Below are 16,352 nucleotides of genomic sequence, written 5' to 3' on the forward strand. Positions count from 1 at the left end.
GGGGTTAATCTTCTTTTTTCTTAGTGAGCCCGTAAGCTGCTAGCGCGGCCATGAGTCCTGCTGCGACCAAGCCTGCAGAGTCTTGACTTCCTGTTGCAGGGAGTTGTTTTTCATCTGCTTTGCTAGTAGTTGCTTCAGCTTGCTCAGTTTTCTCAACGGCAGTTCCGACTTCGACAACTTGAGCGACCGCTTCCTGTGATACCGCACTATTGACAAGGGTTCTTTCTTCCTTGCCGTCAGCAGTAGTGCTAACAGAGTAGAAGACGGTACGGCGACCATTTACTCCGGAAACGACGACTTGACTTTGTCCTTTTGGCAATTGCGGATTTTCACGTGTCACGGTAGTGAAAGGAATCTCTTCTTCTTGGATGTCTAGTCTAGGTTTTGCTTCTGCAACTGGGGCAAGACCGTGTTCATCCCCTACATGGGTAACAAGGGTTCCGACTTCAATGACTTGTGTCACTGCTTCTTGCGTTACAAGGCTATCGACAAGAGTCTTCACTTCTTTGCCATCAGCAGTAGTGCTTACAGAGTAGTAATGACTGCGACGACCGTTAACACCTTTGGTAAGGACTTGAGTCTTCCCTTTGAGCAAGAGTGGATTTTCACGTGTTACGGTAGTGAAAGGAATCTCTTCCTCTTGGATGTCCAGTCTAGGTTTTGCCTCTGTGGCTGGGGCAAGACCGTGTTCATCCCCTTTGTGAGTAATAGGGGCGCCGATTTCAACCACTTGGGTCACAGGTTCTTTGGTTACTTGGCTATCTAGAACCGTTTCTGTTTGTTTCCCATTTTCAGTAAGGACAGATATGTAATGAGTGCGTTCGCCCTCTACACCTGGTGTGACAATCTTTTCTTGCTTAGCTGGGAGGTTCGGATTTTCTTTTTTGATAACCTCAAAAGGAATCTTTTCTGCTCTTGTGATGAGTTCCGGTTTGGTTTCAACATTGGCAGCTAGTTCATTTTCATCGAGGCTTCCTGAGTGGGTTGCTGCTGGTTTAAGGCCTAGGCGGGCTGCCTTGAGTTTGGCTACGAGAGCGTCTAACTCGGCTTGTTTATTACGGTTGAGGTTGTAGTTGAGAGCTTCTTTAGCTGTATTTAGGGCCTCCAAGCTTTCCTCGCTGTATCCATCTAAGTTTGCAGGGATTTGAGCAAGTTCCTCACGGAGGGCATTGTAGTTAGCGCGGAAGTAGTCTTTGTTATGGTCTGCAAAGGCAGTCATGAGTTCAAAGATTTCTTCTTCCTTGTACTCAGCACTTGGTTTGTCTGCCCAGATAGCGAGCATGCTTCCGACGGTTGGAAGGTCTACCTCAGGATATTTGGTAGATGCAAGCTGGTTAAATGGTGTTTTTTTAGTGTTTTCAATTGCTTTTTTGAGGAAACCGCCACCATCTTCAGGTTTTTGACCGAGAATGTAGTACCAGTCTCCGTTGGTGTTAAGGAATTTGTAGCCTTTGCTTGCCAGGTACTGAGGAGATGCAAGGTTGTAACCCCACCATCCTTTAGACCAGTAAGAGATGATGACATCCTTGTCAAACTCAACATCATCCTTGTCTTCATAGTAGAAACCATCGTTGAAGGCCATTGGTTGAAGGCCTCTTTCTTTGGCCATGGCAGCAAGGGTGTTAGAGTACTCAGCAAACTTGCCATAGAGTCCATACCATTTGAGGTAGTACCAGCCTTGGGCGTTGGTAGCATCATTGGCATATTCGTCTGTACCGTAGTTGAAGATCTTAGTCTTGCCTGCAAAGAAGTCCATGTACTTACCGATGAGGGCTTTAACAAAGTTCATCGCCTCTTCGTTTTCGAGGTCCATGGTTGTTTTGGAGACTTTATCAAAATTAGCTTGAGGGTTTGCGATGCCTAATTTTTCCATAGCAACGAGCATGGCATCCATGTGACCTGGGCTGTTGATCGCTGGGATGAGTCCGATACCTTTTGATTTTGCGTACTCAATCAATTCAGTGATTTCAGTCTGACTAAGAGTGGTTCCGTTTGGATCATCGTAGTAAGCTTTTGTTCCTTCAATGATGGCATTTTTGACATCGTCACTTGCATAAGTTTTTCCGTTAGCTGTGATGGTCATGTCATCAAGGAGGAAGCGAAGTCCATCATTTCCTAGGAGAAGATGCACATCAGAGTAGCCGAGTTCGCTCGCCTTGTCTACGATGCGTTTGAGTTGGTCGAGTGTGAAGTACTTACGTCCAGCATCGATAGAAATTACCTTGTTCTTGGCAAGTTTTTCAACTTCGCGTTTCGCGTCTTCTTCTTTTTGAGCTTCTGGTGTGAAGGTCAAATTGCTTACAGCTTCTTGGAGTTTTGCGATTGCTTGGTCGATGGTGTCTTGTTGGGCACGGCTGAGGTTGCTATCAAGTGAGCGAATGGCTTTTTCAGCTTCTTTTACAGCTGCGACACTTTCTGCAGTGTAGCGGTTAAGGTCTGTTGGGACTTCTTTCAGGGCTTGCTCAGCAGACTCATAGTCAGCTGCGAAGTATTCAGCATTGGCATTTGCGAAGCTGCGCATGAGTTTGAAGAGGCGTGATGGTGAATAGCGTGCAGATGGGGTGTCCGCCCAAGCAGCTACCATACCCCCGATGAATGGGATAGTAGCCCCATCAGATTTTGGTACAGAAGTGATTGGAGTGTTCTTGATACCATTGAGTCCTTGGTCCAGGTTGTACCAGCCTTGGCCGTCGGCATTTCGTCCGAGAACATAGTACCAAGCATCGTTGGTATTAAGAATTTGGTGGCCTTTTTCAACTAAAAGTTTAGAAGAAGCGACGTCGTATCCGCCCCATCCACCAGTCCACATAGAAACGATGATGTCTTTGTCAAAGGTTCCAAAGCTAGTATCACTATTGTAGTAGATACCATCGTTAAAGGCCATTGGTTTGAGACCGTGAGATTTAACGATTCGAGCAAGGTCGTTTGCGTAGGCGATGAATTTATCATAACCCTTGTCAGGGAATCCATCTTCTGGATACCATTTATAGGCCTGAAGAACGCTCCAGCCTTTGGCATCTGTAGCATCATTGGCGTACTCGTCTAGTCCGATATTGAAAATATCAGTTTTTCCAGCAAAGTATGCAGCATACTTGTCGATCAGGGCTTTGGTAAACTCAACAGCTTCTTTGTTATCCAGGTCAACGGTACGAGCAGATTCCTTACCAAAGTAGTTGAAGTTCGGTTTTTGGATGCCTAGTTCTTTCATTGCATGCAAAATCGCATCCATGTGACCGGGGCTGTTTACAGTTGGGATGAGACCAATGCCTTTGTTTTTAGCGTAGTTAATCAAGTCCGTCATCTGACTCTCTGTCAAATGGTTGCCGTTTGGATCCTTGTAGTAGGCATCAGTTCCATTTTCGAGTGCACGTTTGACATCGTCGCTTGCATAGGTTTTACCATTGGCTTTGATCGTCATATCGTCTAGCATGAAACGCATGCCATCATTTCCAACTAGTAGATGAAGATCAGTATAACCGTAGTGTTTGGCTTTGTCGATGATTTCTTTGAGTTGATCTGGAGAAAAGTACTTGCGTCCAGCATCAATTGAGATCATTTTTCTTTTAGCCAGTTTTTCATTTACTTGAGATACACGTTCAGTGCTAGGAGTGGCCACTGCAGGTGTGACGGCTTCATTTTTCTTTTCTGAAGGAGTACTTTCGGCAGGAGTTTCAGCTGGGGCAGGACTCTCTTTCTCGGCAGTAGGAGTTGGAGTAGCATTTTCTGTCACAACTGGTGCGCTTGACTCTTCTGTTTTTGGAGCAACTGTTCGAGGAGCCTCCTTGTCTTCTTTGACCTCCTCTTTTACAGGCTTGTCAGCCTTTTCTTCCAGTTTTTCTGGAACCTTGGAGTCTACAGCTTCTTTGCCTGCTTGAGGACTCTCCTGAATAGTTTGAACAGTTTCCTCAGCTGTTGGAGCTGGAGCAATCCCGTCAGCAGATACGACTTGTGCGCTAAAAGCAAATCCTATCAGTACAGAAGCTGCCCCAGCCGCGTATTTACGGATGGAGAAGCGCTGTTTCTTTTCTAGTTTCATGACAAAACCTCCTTGTTATTATTATGTATGATAGCGTTTACATAAAACCGATTTTATTTTATTATCTAAGGAGTAAAATGTCAAGTGGGTTTATATAAGAACTATAATAAATAGAGGAAATCATAAGATTTAGAAGAAAATTATTTCCAGAAATAAGAAAGAGAAAGCGAATATTTAACTTGTTTTTAGTAAAAACGCTACTAATTAAATAAGAACCCTTCATAGCGTTCTCACAACCTCTTTCTCGTGCTATAATGAATATAGAAAAAGCCTGAGCTGGGCTCAAGCTTTCTCTTAATGACCTCGATTACATGAGAGGAATTTAATTTTGTAGTAGTCTGCTCGCTTATACGTTTCACTATAGGCGAGGACTTGGCCAGTAGCCTCAAGTTTAGTAGTCTTCGTTTGGAAGACAGTTGGAAATTGCGTATCGATTCCAAGTACAGAAGCAACATGCTCTGGTGTTGGAAATGCGATTTCATTGATTTCCTCAAAATGTTCATCGTTCATGTGAATGCGGTAATCCAATTTGAAGCGTTTATAGATAGAACTATAATAGTCAAGATTTGGATAGTTGGCATTGATGTATTGTTCAGGAATATAAGATGTGTGGTAGATGTAAGTTACGCCATTTGTTTGACGGGTACGTTCAATTTTGTAGTAGAACTGATCTCCACGTAATCCAAGCTTCTCTAGGTATTCAAGCTTGTTTCCGCGCTCGATAGAAAGGACAGTAACTTTATCATCTTTTGTTTCAAAGATTTCGACATCTGAAAATTCAACGAGTTTGTGCTTGCGGGCACGAGAAACAAAAGTCCCTTTCCCTTGTTGGCGGACAATATAGCCGTCTTTTGCAAGGTCATTCAAAGCACGCACAACAGTGATTGAACTAACATCATACATCGCGATCAATTCTGCTTCTGTATAAAATTTATCTCCACTTGCAAATTGACCAGAGATGATTTTGTTTTTTAATTCATCTTTAATATATTGGTATTTTGGAATAGCCATAATTTCACCTCGATTCTCTTTCTCCAATTTTGATTCTACCATAAATACAGACAAAATAGTAGTATTTAGGTAAAAAAAATTAAAATAATAGACTAAAAATGTTATGTTACATGTAAAAAATTCCATTTTATAACCTTGTGAATTATCATACATTAAAATATCGCTTTCATGCTATTTTTAGATAATTTTGGTAAATGGTAAGTAAAAAAATAGAAAAATTTTAAAGAATTTTCTAAAACCTATTGACAAATGCAAAAGATTTGATTATATTTAATATTATAATAAATGAAAGCGCAAACTTAATTCGTCAGAGGTGGTAACATGACAAGATTTAAAATTGAGGACGATTTCTATTTAGATGGGAAGCCGTTCAAGATTTTGTCTGGCGCCATTCATTATTTTAGGATTCCAGCAGAGGATTGGTATCATTCTCTCTACAACTTAAAGGCGCTTGGCTTTAATACAGTTGAGACCTATGTAGCTTGGAATTTACATGAACCCGTTGAAGGGGAATTTGATTTTGAAGGTGCCAGAAATTTGGAGAGGTTTCTTCAAATAGCACAAGATTTGGGTCTCTATGCCATTGTACGCCCGTCTCCATTTATCTGTGCGGAATGGGAATTTGGTGGCTTGCCGGCTTGGCTCTTGACCAAGGACATGCGAATCCGCTCGTCCGACCCGGCCTACATCGAGGCGGTTGCTCGCTATTATGACCAATTATTGCCGAGGCTTGTACCTCGTCTGTTGGATAATGGCGGAAACATTCTCATGATGCAAGTCGAAAATGAATATGGCTCTTATGGAGAAGATAAGTCTTATCTACGAGCAATTCGAAAATTGATGGAAGAACGAGGGATTGATTGCCCACTCTTTACTTCAGATGGTCCATGGAGGGCTACTCTGAAAGCCGGAACCTTGATCGAAGATGACCTCTTTGTGACAGGAAACTTCGGTTCTAAGGCTCCTTACAACTTTTCACAGATGCAGGAATTCTTTGATGAGCATGGCAAGAAATGGCCCCTCATGTGTATGGAATTCTGGGATGGTTGGTTCAACCGTTGGAAAGAACCCATCATCACACGGGATCCTAAAGAATTGGCAGAAGCTGTTCGAGAGGTATTGGAGCAAGGCTCTATCAACCTTTACATGTTCCATGGTGGAACAAACTTTGGTTTCATGAATGGTTGTTCGGCTCGAGGAACTCTGGATTTGCCACAAGTCACATCTTACGACTATGATGCCCTTCTGGATGAAGAAGGAAATCCAACTGCTAAATACCTAGCAGTCAAGAAGATGATGGCAACACACTTCCCAGAGTATCCACAGTTGGAACCACTCTATAAGGAAAGCATGGAGATAGGGTCCATTCCATTGGTCGAAAAAGTTTCCTTGTTTGAAACTCTGGATAGTCTCTCTAGTCCTACTGAAAGCCTCTATCCAAAAGCAATGGAAGAACTTGGTCAAAGCTATGGCTACCTTCTCTATCGTACTGAAGCAAGTTGGGATGCAGAAGAGGAACGTCTCCGTATCATTGATGGACGTGACCGAGCTCAACTCTTTGTAGATGGTCAATGGATTGCTACTCAATACCAGACAGAGATTGGTGAAGACATCTACTGTCAGGGTAACCGAGAAGGCTTTTCAGAGATTGACATCTTGATCGAAAATATGGGGCGTGTCAACTACGGACATAAGTTCTTGGCAGATACGCAGCGTAAAGGAATTCGTACAGGTGTCTGCAAGGATCTACATTTCTTACTGAATTGGAAACAATATCCACTACCACTGGATAATCCTGAGAAAATTGATTTTTCAAAAGGATGGACAGAAGGACAACCAGCCTTTTACGCTTTCGACTTCACCGTTGAAGAGCCGAAGGATACCTACTTAGACTTGTCTGAGTTTGGTAAGGGCGTTGCCTTTGTCAACGGGCGCCACCTAGGGCGTTTCTGGAACGTCGGCCCGACCCTCTCACTTTATATCCCTCATTGTTATCTCAAGGAAGGTGCGAACCGCATCATCATCTTTGAAACTGAGGGCGAATATAAAGAAGAGATTCATTTAACTCGTAAACCTACACTAAAAAACATAAAGGGGGAAAACTTATGACAATTGTAGGATGCCGTATCGATGGACGTTTGATCCACGGTCAAGTAGCCAATCTTTGGGCTGGAAAACTAAATGTTTCACGCATTATGGTTGTAGACGACGAAGTTGTTAACAACGACATCGAAAAGAGTGGTTTGAAGCTTGCGACACCACCAGGTGTGAAACTCAGTATCTTGCCAGTTGAGAAAGCAGCAGCAAATATCCTTGCTGGTAAATACGATAGCCAACGTCTCTTTATCGTTGCACGTAAACCAGACCGTTTCCTTGGTTTGGTCGAAGCAGGTGTTCCGCTTGAAACACTCAACGTCGGCAATATGTCTCAAACACCAGAAACTCGCTCTATCACACGTTCTATCAACGTGGTAGACAAGGATGTGGAAGATTTCCACAAACTAGCAGAAAAAGGTGTGAAACTCACTGCTCAAATGGTTCCAAATGATCCAGTTTCAGACTTTTTGAGCTTATTAAAATAGGAAAAAATTTTTAGGAGGTCATTGTTATGATACAATGGTGGCAAATTTTACTTCTCACTTTGTACTCAGCTTATCAAATCTGTGATGAGTTGACAATCGTTTCATCTGCAGGTTCCCCTGTATTCGCTGGTTTTATTACTGGTTTGATCATGGGAGATGTGACAACTGGTTTGTTTATCGGTGGTAGCTTGCAGTTGTTCGTTCTCGGGGTTGGTACCTTCGGTGGTGCTTCTCGTATCGACGCAACTTCTGGTGCGGTTCTTGCAACAGCATTCTCTATCTCTCAAGGTATTGATACAGATCTTGCGATCACAACAATCGCTGTACCAGTAGCAGCACTTTTGACATACTTCGACGTTCTTGGACGTATGACAACTACTTTCTTTGCACACCGTATTGATGCTGCGATCGAACGCTTTGACTACAAAGGTATCGAACGCAACTACCTACTTGGTGCAGTGCCTTGGGCTCTTTCTCGTGCCCTTCCAGTATTCTTCGCTCTTGCTTTTGGTGGTGCTTTCGTACAATCAGTAGTAGACCTTGTTAAAGAATATCAATGGATTGCAGATGGTTTGACACTTGCAGGTCGTATGCTTCCAGGTCTTGGATTTGCAATCTTGCTTCGTTACCTTCCAGTTAAACGTAACCTTCACTACCTTGCAATGGGATTTGGTTTGACAGCTATGTTGACTGTTCTTTACTCATATGTAACAGGTCTTGGTGGAGCTGTTGCGGGTATCCTTGGTACTCTTCCTGCTGATGTTGCTGAAAAGATTGGCTTTGCTAACAACTTCAAAGGTTTGTCTATGATCGGTGTTTCTATCGTAGGTATCTTCCTTGCAGTTGTTCACTTTAAGAACAGCCAAAAAGTAGCTGTAGCAGCACCTTCTACACCATCAGAAAGTGGGGAAATCGAAGATGACGAATTCTAATTACAAACTTACAAAAGAAGATTTTAATCAAATCAACAAACGTAGCTTGTTTACTTTCCAATTAGGTTGGAACTACGAACGTATGCAAGCTTCTGGTTACCTTTACATGATCTTGCCTCAATTGCGTAAAATGTATGGGGATGGAACTCCTGAATTGAAAGAAATGATGAAAGTTCATACTCAATTCTTCAATACTTCACCATTCTTCCACACAATTATCGCTGGTTTTGACCTTGCCATGGAAGAAAAAGATGGTGTGGGTTCAAAAGATGCCGTTAACGGTATCAAGACAGGTTTGATGGGACCATTCGCTCCTCTTGGAGATACTATCTTTGGTTCACTTGTACCTGCTATCATGGGATCTATCGCAGCAACTATGGCTATCGCTGGCCAACCATGGGGTATCTTCCTTTGGATCGCAGTTGCAGTTGCTTATGACATCTTCCGTTGGAAACAATTGGAATTTGCCTACAAAGAAGGGGTTAACCTTATCAACAACATGCAAAGTACCTTGACAGCTTTGATTGACGCTGCATCTGTACTTGGTGTCTTCATGATGGGTGCTCTTGTAGCAACAATGATCAACTTTGACATTTCTTACAAATTGCCGATCGGTGAAAAGATGATTGACTTCCAAGACATCTTGAACTCAATCTTCCCACGCTTGCTTCCAGCAATCTTTACTGCCTTTATCTTCTGGTTGCTTGGTAAGAAAGGTATGAACTCTACTAAAGCGATCGGTATCATTATCGTTCTTGCAGTAGGTCTTTCATTCATCGGTAAATTCTTGCTTGGAATGGGCGCATAATTTATGAGTAAATCATTAATTTTGGTGAGTCATGGTCGTTTCTGTGAAGAACTTAAAGGTAGCACAGAAATGATCATGGGTCCACAGGACAACATTCATGCAGTGGCTCTTCTTCCAGAAGATGGTCCAGAAGAATTTACTGCAAAATTTGAAGCTGCTATCGAAGGATTGGATGATTTCCTAGTCTTTGCGGACCTTCTCGGCGGAACACCTTGTAACGTGGTAAGCCGTTTGATTATGGAAGGTCGCGACATTGAACTCTACGCAGGGATGAATCTTCCAATGGTGATTGAATTTATCAATGCGAGCCTTACAGGTGCAGATGCGGACTACAAGAGCCGTGCTGCAGAAAGCATCGTAAAAGTCAATGACCTGTTAGCTGGCTTCGATGATGACGAAGATGAATAAGACGTGACAACGTGAAAATCACAGGGAAAATAGGCGAGAGGAGGATGGAGCGATGCTCCGATGATAATCGGTCTTTTTCCCCAAGATTTTAGTTGGAACTCAATTCGATAAGATGTGACAACGTGAAAACCGTTAGAACAGCTTGTATAGAATATACATGGGAATGGGAGTCAATCCCGTTCCCATATTTTCAATAGGAATGAAACAATAATAGATTAGAGGAACTCTATGCTAAATTACACAAAAGAAGAATTACTTGAACTGGGTGCAGAAATCACGACTCGTGAGATCTACCAACAGCCTGACGTATGGAAAGAGGCTTTTGAAGCTTATCAAGCAAAACGAGAAGAAATTGCAGCCTTTCTGCAAGGGATCGCTGATAAGCATGACTATATCAAGGTCATCTTGACGGGTGCTGGTACTTCTGCTTATGTGGGAGATACCTTGGTGCCTTACTTTAAGGAAGTCTATGACGAACGCAAATGGAATTTCAATTCCATTGCGACAACAGATATCGTTGCCAATCCAGAAACTTATTTGAAAAAAGATGTGGCGACTGTCCTTGTTTCCTTTGCTCGTAGCGGAAATTCACCTGAAAGTGTGGCAACCGTTGATTTGGCTAAAGCCTTGGTTGATGACCTCTATCAAGTGACCATTACATGTGCTGCAGAAGGGAAATTGGCTCTTCAAGCTCATGGCGATGACCGCAATCTCTTGCTCTTGCAACCAGCTGCCTCTAATGATGCTGGATTTGCGATGACTTCTAGCTTTACATCTATGATGTTGACAGCACTCTTGGTTTTTGACCCGACAGAATTTGCTGTTAAAGCTGAACGTTTTGAAGTTGTGGCTAGCCTTGCGCGTAAAGTTCTAGACAAGGCAGAAGATGTTAAAGAGCTAGTTGACCTAGACTTTAATCGTGTCATCTACCTGGGTGCTGGTCCTTTCTTTGGACTTGCTCATGAAGCTCAGCTCAAGATTTTGGAATTAACAGCTGGTCAAGTGGCGACTATGTATGAAAGCCCAGTCGGCTTCCGTCACGGTCCAAAATCATTGATCAACGAAGATACAGTTGTTTTGGTCTTTGGCACAACGACAGACTACACTCGCAAGTACGATTTGGACTTGGTTCGTGAAGTGGCTGGTGATCAGATTGCTCGTCGTGTTGTGCTTTTGAGTGATCAAGCCTTTGGTCTTGAAAATGTCAAAGAAGTGGCTCTTGGCTGTGGCGGAGTTTTGAATGACATTTACCGTGTCTTCCCTTATATCGTTTATGCCCAACTCTTTGCCCTTTTGACTTCGCTCAAAGTGGAAAACAAACCAGATACACCGTCTCCTACAGGTACAGTAAACCGTGTGGTACAAGGCGTTATCATTCATGACTATCAAAAATAAGGAAGTATCTATGAGTAAATTACAATTAAGTCCCAAAAAAGTAGCTTGCTTACAAAAACTCTCTGACGAGAATGGTATTATCTCAGCTCTTGCCTTTGACCAACGTGGTGCTTTGAAACGCCTCATGGCTCAATACCAAACAGAAGAGCCAACCGTCGCTCAAATGGAAGAACTCAAGGTCTTGGTAGCTGATGAATTGACAAAATACGCATCATCTATGCTCCTTGACCCTGAGTATGGACTTCCAGCTACAAAAGCGCTTGCTCCAAATGCTGGTCTTCTCCTTGCCTATGAGAAAACTGGCTACGACACAACTAGCACCAAACGCTTGCCAGACTGCTTGGATGTTTGGTCTGCCAAACGCATTAAAGAACAAGGTGCAGATGCAGTCAAATTCTTGCTTTACTACGATGTAGACAGTTCTGACGAACTCAACCAACAAAAACAAGCCTACATCGAACGTATCGGTTCTGAGTGTGTGGCGGAAGACATTCCATTCTTCCTTGAAATCTTGGCTTACGATGAAAAAATCGCTGACGCAGGCTCTGCAGAATACGCAAAGGTGAAACCCCACAAGGTTATCGGTGCCATGAAGGTCTTCTCAGACCCACGCTTCAACATCGATGTCTTGAAAGTGGAAGTTCCAGTCAACGTCAAATACGTTGAAGGCTTTGGTGATGGAGAAATCGTTCATACACGCGAAGAAGCAGCAGCCTTCTTCAAAGCACAAGATGAAGCAACGAACTTACCATACATCTACTTGAGTGCTGGTGTATCAGCTAAACTCTTCCAAGAAACGCTTGTCTTTGCCCACGAATCAGGCGCAAACTTCAACGGCGTTCTTTGTGGCCGTGCAACCTGGGCAGGATCAGTTGAAGCTTACATCAAAGACAGTGAAGCAGCAGCTCGTGAATGGCTTCGCACAACTGGATTTGAGAACATTGACGAACTCAATAAGGTTCTTCAAAAAACAGCGACTTCATGGACTGAACGTGTAGAAGCATAAAGCAAGAATAGAAGAATTCCCTTTTGTTAAGAAGATTCTTAAGATTTTCTGACAAAGGATTCTGAAAATAGAAACTACAACCATAGATGGTAAATACACTTTCTATGGTTTGTTTACTTAAGAGAAATGGATCAAAGGAGAGAAGAATGAAAGCATACACAGAGCGTGTATTTGGAAATCATGAGGGCAAGGATGTCTTGGCTTATCGCTTTGAGACTGATGGTGGTTACCAGCTTGAAGTTATGACTTATGGTGCGACCATCTTGCGCTATGTCACACCTGACAAGGCTGGGAATTTTGCTAATGTTATCCTAGGATTTGATGATTTTGCTAGCTATGTAGGCAATAGTCCCAAGCATGGAGCAAGTGTAGGTCCTGTAGCGGGCCGTATTGCAGGTGCGACATTTGAGCTCAATGGCAAGACCTATGACCTTGAAGTCAATAATGCTAGCAACTGTAACCACAGTGGTTCAACAGGCTGGGATTCGAGCTTGTTTGAATTGGTCGAGGTGAGCGACCATGGCTTGACTCTCTACACAGAACGTACAGACGGGACAGGAGGATTTCCTGGTAATCTTAAGATTTGGATTAGCTACCACTTGGAAGAAACAGGTGCCTACGAAGTCAGCTACAAGGTAACGACCGATCAGGATACGCTGGTCAATCCAACTAATCACAGCTACTTCAACTTGTCTGGTGATTTTACGCAGACAATTGACCGTCATGTCTTTCAGCTAAATACGGAGGGAATTTACCCAATTGCTCCGGACGGTGTGCCAGCAAAAACTCCAGATGCTGATCGCGATGTGGTGAGACACATCTACAATGGTGCCTTGCTCAAGGATATCTTTGCAGAGGACGATGAGCAAATCCAGTTGGTATCTGGTTTGGATCACCCATTTGCTCTTCCTACCGGTCATGATAATGCTGGTTTCCTTTATGACCAAAACTCAGGTCGTTTCCTGCTTTTCAAGACAGAGGCCCCTTGCTTTGTGGTCTACACTGCAAACTTTGTGGATGAGAGTGTCATCATAGGAGGCCAGCCAATGGTACAGCATAATGGGATTGCCCTTGAAGCGCAGGCCTTACCAGATGTCATTCACAGTGACCTCAAAGACCAAGTCATTCTCAAAGCGGGGCAAACCTTTACCAGCAAAACTCGCTACGAGCTTGTTGTTAAATAAAAAGAAGAGCTGGGTTCCAGCTCTTTTGAGTTGTCTTCGTTGACATTTTATCTCAATAGTGTATAATTGATGTAATATATGAAGTTACAACAAAAAGGAGACACCCTATGACTTATGCTTACAAAAGCCATATTTACCTAGCAGAGGCGGTTTTAAATGTCAAGGATGTGACGAGTCAAACGGCTTTTTATCACCAGATTATTGGCTTGGAGATTTTATCGCAAACGGAGACAGAAGCGATTTTGGGACTTGGTAAAAAAGCCTTGGTTCACTTGATTCAGGCCGAAAAGGATGGTGAAGTAAGGGAGCATTATGGGCTCTACCATCTGGCGATTTTGTTGCCGACACGAAAAGCCTTAGCAGATGTCTTGAAACACCTAAGTGACTTACGGATTCCTCTGGTCGGGGGTGCAGATCATGGATACAGTGAGGCCCTTTATCTAGAGGATTTAGAAGGAGATGGCATTGAACTCTACCGTGATAAGCCAGTGTCTTCATGGGATATTCGAGAAGACGGCCGCATTATCGGTGTGACCGAAGCCCTTGCGGCACAGGATATCTATGAGTTAGGGGAAAAGGTGGATCCCTTTGTCCTAGCTGAAGGGACGAGAATGGGGCATATCCACCTATCAGTGAAGGATAGTCACGCGGCGAGTCAGTTTTATCAAAAGGTGTTGGGGCTAGAGGATAAATTTACTATTCCTAGTGCTAGTTGGATAGCGGCTGGTCAGTACCATCACCACCTGGCTGTCAATGAATGGGCTGGAAAAGGTCTGGCTCCGCGTGAGCAAGGCTTGCCAGGCTTGGCCTACTACGTCCTTGAGGTCGAAAGTAAGGAGGAACTCCTAGCCATCGTTAAGCAAGCACAGGAGCTAGAAGCACCGATCAAGTGGTTAAATTTGAGTGAGTTGGATCTTGTAGACCCAGACGGCATTGTGACCCGCATTCGCTTGGAACGATGAGATGTGAAAACCACATCGTAGACATAGAAAAAGGCGGACAAGCTCGTATTCTGTTTTTAGAATGCGGACTTGTTCGCTTTTTATGAAATGATAAAGAGTAAAAGAGCTATAGCTATAACCAGACTGTAAAGGTAATCACCTGTTTTTTGTAGGTGACAAATATTTTACCTCTAAATAGACTGACGAGATGCTGAGCCATAGAGAGACCAATTCCGTGTCCAGATATGGTTTGGTTGTTATGAGAGGTCTCTGCACGATAAAAGCGATCAAAGAAACGCTTAATATTAACTGCTTGTCCATCCTTATAATCATTAGAAATAGTGATGCAAGTTCGTTTGCGTAGTAGGTAATTTTTGCGTTGGAGCGTCAAGCGAATCGTTCCAGCGGGATCGCAGTATTTTCGGGCATTGTCAAGAAGGATGCTAAGAAGCTCATAAAATTCTTCTTGGGCTACTTTTTCTACAACGTCTGCTTCAATAGAACTTTTAAATTTTTTATCTTCTCTGGTAAAGAGAGGAGCAAAATCTGAGGCAACCTTTTCAGCGATAACGGAGATATTTTGAGGAGCTAGTTTGATATCCTCTTGTTCCTCGAGCCGAGCAAGTCGGATGAGTCTTCCAATCAGGTGGTTGAGTCGTTCCGTCTGTTCTTTAGTGCTAATACTCCACTCAGTCTCTCCCTCTATTAACTCCTGTAGCTCGGTATTGGCCGAAATGATGGCTAGAGGCGTTTTGAGTTCGTGTCCTGCATTGGTGATAAACATCCGTTGTTTTTCATAGTTTTTGATAAAAGGACGAATAACAATCCCTGAAATCAAGGTGAAGAGCAGTATGAGGAGGAGTAAGCTAGCCAAGGCCAGCCAGATAGAGACCTGAAGTAAGGTATCTCGTTCTCGGATATAGTTAGTCGTCTCAAAGAAGACCAGTAGTTTCCCAGTCGTAGATTGGCTCACTTGGTAGGTAAAATAGCGTCCCTTATGAGTAATAGAACCATAAGTTTCTTGCTTTTTGAGGATGTTTGGGAGAAAACTTTTGACTTCAGCCTCAGTTAAGGACTGGACATTTGTAAGGGAGATGGCGTAGTCATTTTCCTTTTCTCTGACGGAGAAGTATTGAAAATTATAGACAATCCCTTCTTGGATATTTTTCTCAGTCAGACTTTCTTTGATTTCGTCTGTAATAGGAAGTTCGCCCTCATTCTTGGTTAAGATAGAGAGGACGGTGTGGATGTTACCCTCCGTCTGAGTGTAGACGATACTATTCATCAAGACTAGAAAGAAGGTTAGAATCAGAGCAATGGCAAGAGTAGCCGTTGCGATAAATTTGATACGAAGTTTTCGAAACATCTAGTCACCTCCTGTCAATTGGAAGGGTCCTTCTGCAGCCCCAAGTATTTGTAAGCTAGACTGGACACTTTGGAGTTTTTGGCGTAGGTAGGAGATATAGAGAAAGACGAGCTCGTGATCCTGTTCTCCCAGCTCGTCTGGCCATACCTGCTCTAGTAGTTGTTGACAACTGAGGGGTTGGTTAGCGTGCTGGATGAGGAGAGTCAAGAGTTGGGTCTCCTTTTTCCCCAAACGAATGCTGTTTGTAGCAGCCAATTCTTGTTCATCAATATCCAAGCGGGTATTTCCTAATTGGATTGTATCCGGGGTATAGTCTTCCAGGCGGCGTGCAGTAGAACGGAGTCTAGCCAAGAGCTCCTTGAGCGAGAAAGGTTTAGTCAAGTAGTCGTCAGCACCTGCATCAAGTCCAGTTACGCGGTCATCCACTTCGGCCATGGCTGTCAGCATGATAACGTGAGTCGTATTGCCTGCCTGGCGAATTTCTTTGAGGGCTTCGATTCCAGTTTTAATTGGCATCATGATGTCAAAAATCATGAGGTGATAGTGGTTAGATTTAGCCTTTTCGACAGCGTCTTGTCCGTTAAAAACAGAATCAACGCTATAGCCTTCGCGTTCTAAGGCTACGGTAATGACGCGGTTCAGTTGAGTTTCGTCTTCGGCAAGTAGGATTTTCATAGGTTCTC

The 16,352-nt window shown here is 43.3% G+C and carries 13 protein-coding genes; 9 read left to right on the forward strand and 4 right to left on the reverse strand.

The features are described from left to right. Positions 1–4: 4 nt before the first annotated feature. Together strH and M1F56_RS07510 are read right to left on the reverse strand one after the other, a co-directional pair. Positions 5–4,036, reverse strand: coding sequence for a family 20 glycosylhydrolase (strH, locus tag M1F56_RS07505; protein ID WP_247917318.1), 4,032 nt, complete (start codon positions 4,034–4,036; stop codon positions 5–7). Between the two features lie 294 nt (positions 4,037–4,330). Then, positions 4,331–5,089 carry a GntR family transcriptional regulator gene (locus M1F56_RS07510; RefSeq protein ID WP_162281877.1) on the reverse strand — a complete coding sequence of 253 codons (759 nt, stop codon included), beginning with the start codon at positions 5,087–5,089 and terminating at the stop codon, positions 4,331–4,333. A gap of 279 nt (positions 5,090–5,368) precedes the next feature. On the opposite strand from M1F56_RS07510, the gene M1F56_RS07515 reads away from it, so the two are divergent. The 9 genes from M1F56_RS07515 (at position 5,369) to M1F56_RS07555 (ending at position 14,324) form a co-directional block, all read left to right on the forward strand. Beyond that, the gene (locus M1F56_RS07515) at positions 5,369–7,156 is read left to right on the forward strand and encodes a glycoside hydrolase family 35 protein (protein WP_247917319.1); all 1,788 of its coding nucleotides are present in this window, start codon (positions 5,369–5,371) and stop codon (positions 7,154–7,156) included. Continuing rightward, positions 7,153–7,629 (forward strand): PTS sugar transporter subunit IIB, encoded by a 477-nt coding sequence (locus tag M1F56_RS07520; RefSeq protein ID WP_000156968.1) that lies wholly within the window; start codon positions 7,153–7,155, stop codon positions 7,627–7,629. Before M1F56_RS07515 ends, M1F56_RS07520 begins: the two co-directional genes overlap by 4 nt. 26 nt (positions 7,630–7,655) lie before the next feature. After that, positions 7,656–8,561, forward strand: a complete 906-nt coding sequence (locus M1F56_RS07525) for a PTS mannose/fructose/sorbose/N-acetylgalactosamine transporter subunit IIC (protein ID WP_000616992.1) — start codon at positions 7,656–7,658, stop codon at positions 8,559–8,561. Then, a complete protein-coding gene (locus M1F56_RS07530; RefSeq protein WP_000185284.1) occupies positions 8,548–9,369 on the forward strand; it encodes a PTS system mannose/fructose/sorbose family transporter subunit IID in 822 nt (273 codons plus the stop codon). Before M1F56_RS07525 ends, M1F56_RS07530 begins: the two co-directional genes overlap by 14 nt. Positions 9,370–9,372: 3 nt before the next feature. Next, positions 9,373–9,777 (forward strand): PTS sugar transporter subunit IIA, encoded by a 405-nt coding sequence (locus M1F56_RS07535; protein WP_000045700.1) that lies wholly within the window; start codon positions 9,373–9,375, stop codon positions 9,775–9,777. Between the two features lie 228 nt (positions 9,778–10,005). Then, complete coding sequence (locus M1F56_RS07540; RefSeq protein ID WP_247917320.1) at positions 10,006–11,172, forward strand: SIS domain-containing protein; 1,167 nt, start codon at positions 10,006–10,008, stop codon at positions 11,170–11,172. 10 nt (positions 11,173–11,182) lie between these two features. Beyond that, a complete protein-coding gene (gene lacD, locus M1F56_RS07545) occupies positions 11,183–12,178 on the forward strand; it encodes a tagatose-bisphosphate aldolase (protein WP_247917321.1) in 996 nt (331 codons plus the stop codon). Positions 12,179–12,324: 146 nt separating this feature from the next. Continuing rightward, the gene (locus tag M1F56_RS07550; RefSeq protein WP_247917322.1) at positions 12,325–13,362 is read left to right on the forward strand and encodes an aldose epimerase family protein; all 1,038 of its coding nucleotides are present in this window, start codon (positions 12,325–12,327) and stop codon (positions 13,360–13,362) included. A gap of 107 nt (positions 13,363–13,469) precedes the next feature. Continuing rightward, complete coding sequence (locus M1F56_RS07555; protein WP_247917323.1) at positions 13,470–14,324, forward strand: VOC family protein; 855 nt, start codon at positions 13,470–13,472, stop codon at positions 14,322–14,324. Positions 14,325–14,436: 112 nt separating this feature from the next. On the opposite strand, the gene M1F56_RS07560 is transcribed toward M1F56_RS07555, so the two are convergent. Further along, complete coding sequence (locus M1F56_RS07560; protein ID WP_247917324.1) at positions 14,437–15,669, reverse strand: sensor histidine kinase; 1,233 nt, start codon at positions 15,667–15,669, stop codon at positions 14,437–14,439. Further along, positions 15,670–16,344: a response regulator transcription factor gene (locus tag M1F56_RS07565; protein ID WP_247917325.1), complete on the reverse strand. Its 675-nt coding sequence runs from the start codon at positions 16,342–16,344 to the stop codon at positions 15,670–15,672. Between the last annotated feature and the right edge of the window lie 8 nt (positions 16,345–16,352).

The sequence above is a fragment of the Streptococcus oralis genome (assembly GCF_023109005.1).
Classification (GTDB): Bacteria; Bacillota; Bacilli; order Lactobacillales; family Streptococcaceae; genus Streptococcus; species Streptococcus oralis_BU.

Bases quoted from the DNA above. Each gene is read 5' to 3' on its own strand.
- M1F56_RS07530 (WP_000185284.1), top strand. From the start codon at position 8,548: ATGACGAATTCTAATTACAAACTTACAAAAGAAGATTTTAATCAAATC.
- M1F56_RS07525 (WP_000616992.1), top strand. From the start codon at position 7,656: ATGATACAATGGTGGCAAATTTTACTTCTCACTTTGTACTCAGCTTAT.
- M1F56_RS07540 (WP_247917320.1), top strand. From the start codon at position 10,006: ATGCTAAATTACACAAAAGAAGAATTACTTGAACTGGGTGCAGAAATC.
- lacD (WP_247917321.1), top strand. From the start codon at position 11,183: ATGAGTAAATTACAATTAAGTCCCAAAAAAGTAGCTTGCTTACAAAAA.
- M1F56_RS07520 (WP_000156968.1), top strand. From the start codon at position 7,153: ATGACAATTGTAGGATGCCGTATCGATGGACGTTTGATCCACGGTCAA.
- M1F56_RS07555 (WP_247917323.1), top strand. From the start codon at position 13,470: ATGACTTATGCTTACAAAAGCCATATTTACCTAGCAGAGGCGGTTTTA.
- strH (WP_247917318.1), bottom strand. From the start codon at position 4,036: ATGAAACTAGAAAAGAAACAGCGCTTCTCCATCCGTAAATACGCGGCT.
- M1F56_RS07535 (WP_000045700.1), top strand. From the start codon at position 9,373: ATGAGTAAATCATTAATTTTGGTGAGTCATGGTCGTTTCTGTGAAGAA.
- M1F56_RS07565 (WP_247917325.1), bottom strand. From the start codon at position 16,344: ATGAAAATCCTACTTGCCGAAGACGAAACTCAACTGAACCGCGTCATT.
- M1F56_RS07510 (WP_162281877.1), bottom strand. From the start codon at position 5,089: ATGGTAGAATCAAAATTGGAGAAAGAGAATCGAGGTGAAATTATGGCT.
- M1F56_RS07550 (WP_247917322.1), top strand. From the start codon at position 12,325: ATGAAAGCATACACAGAGCGTGTATTTGGAAATCATGAGGGCAAGGAT.
- M1F56_RS07560 (WP_247917324.1), bottom strand. From the start codon at position 15,669: ATGTTTCGAAAACTTCGTATCAAATTTATCGCAACGGCTACTCTTGCC.
- M1F56_RS07515 (WP_247917319.1), top strand. From the start codon at position 5,369: ATGACAAGATTTAAAATTGAGGACGATTTCTATTTAGATGGGAAGCCG.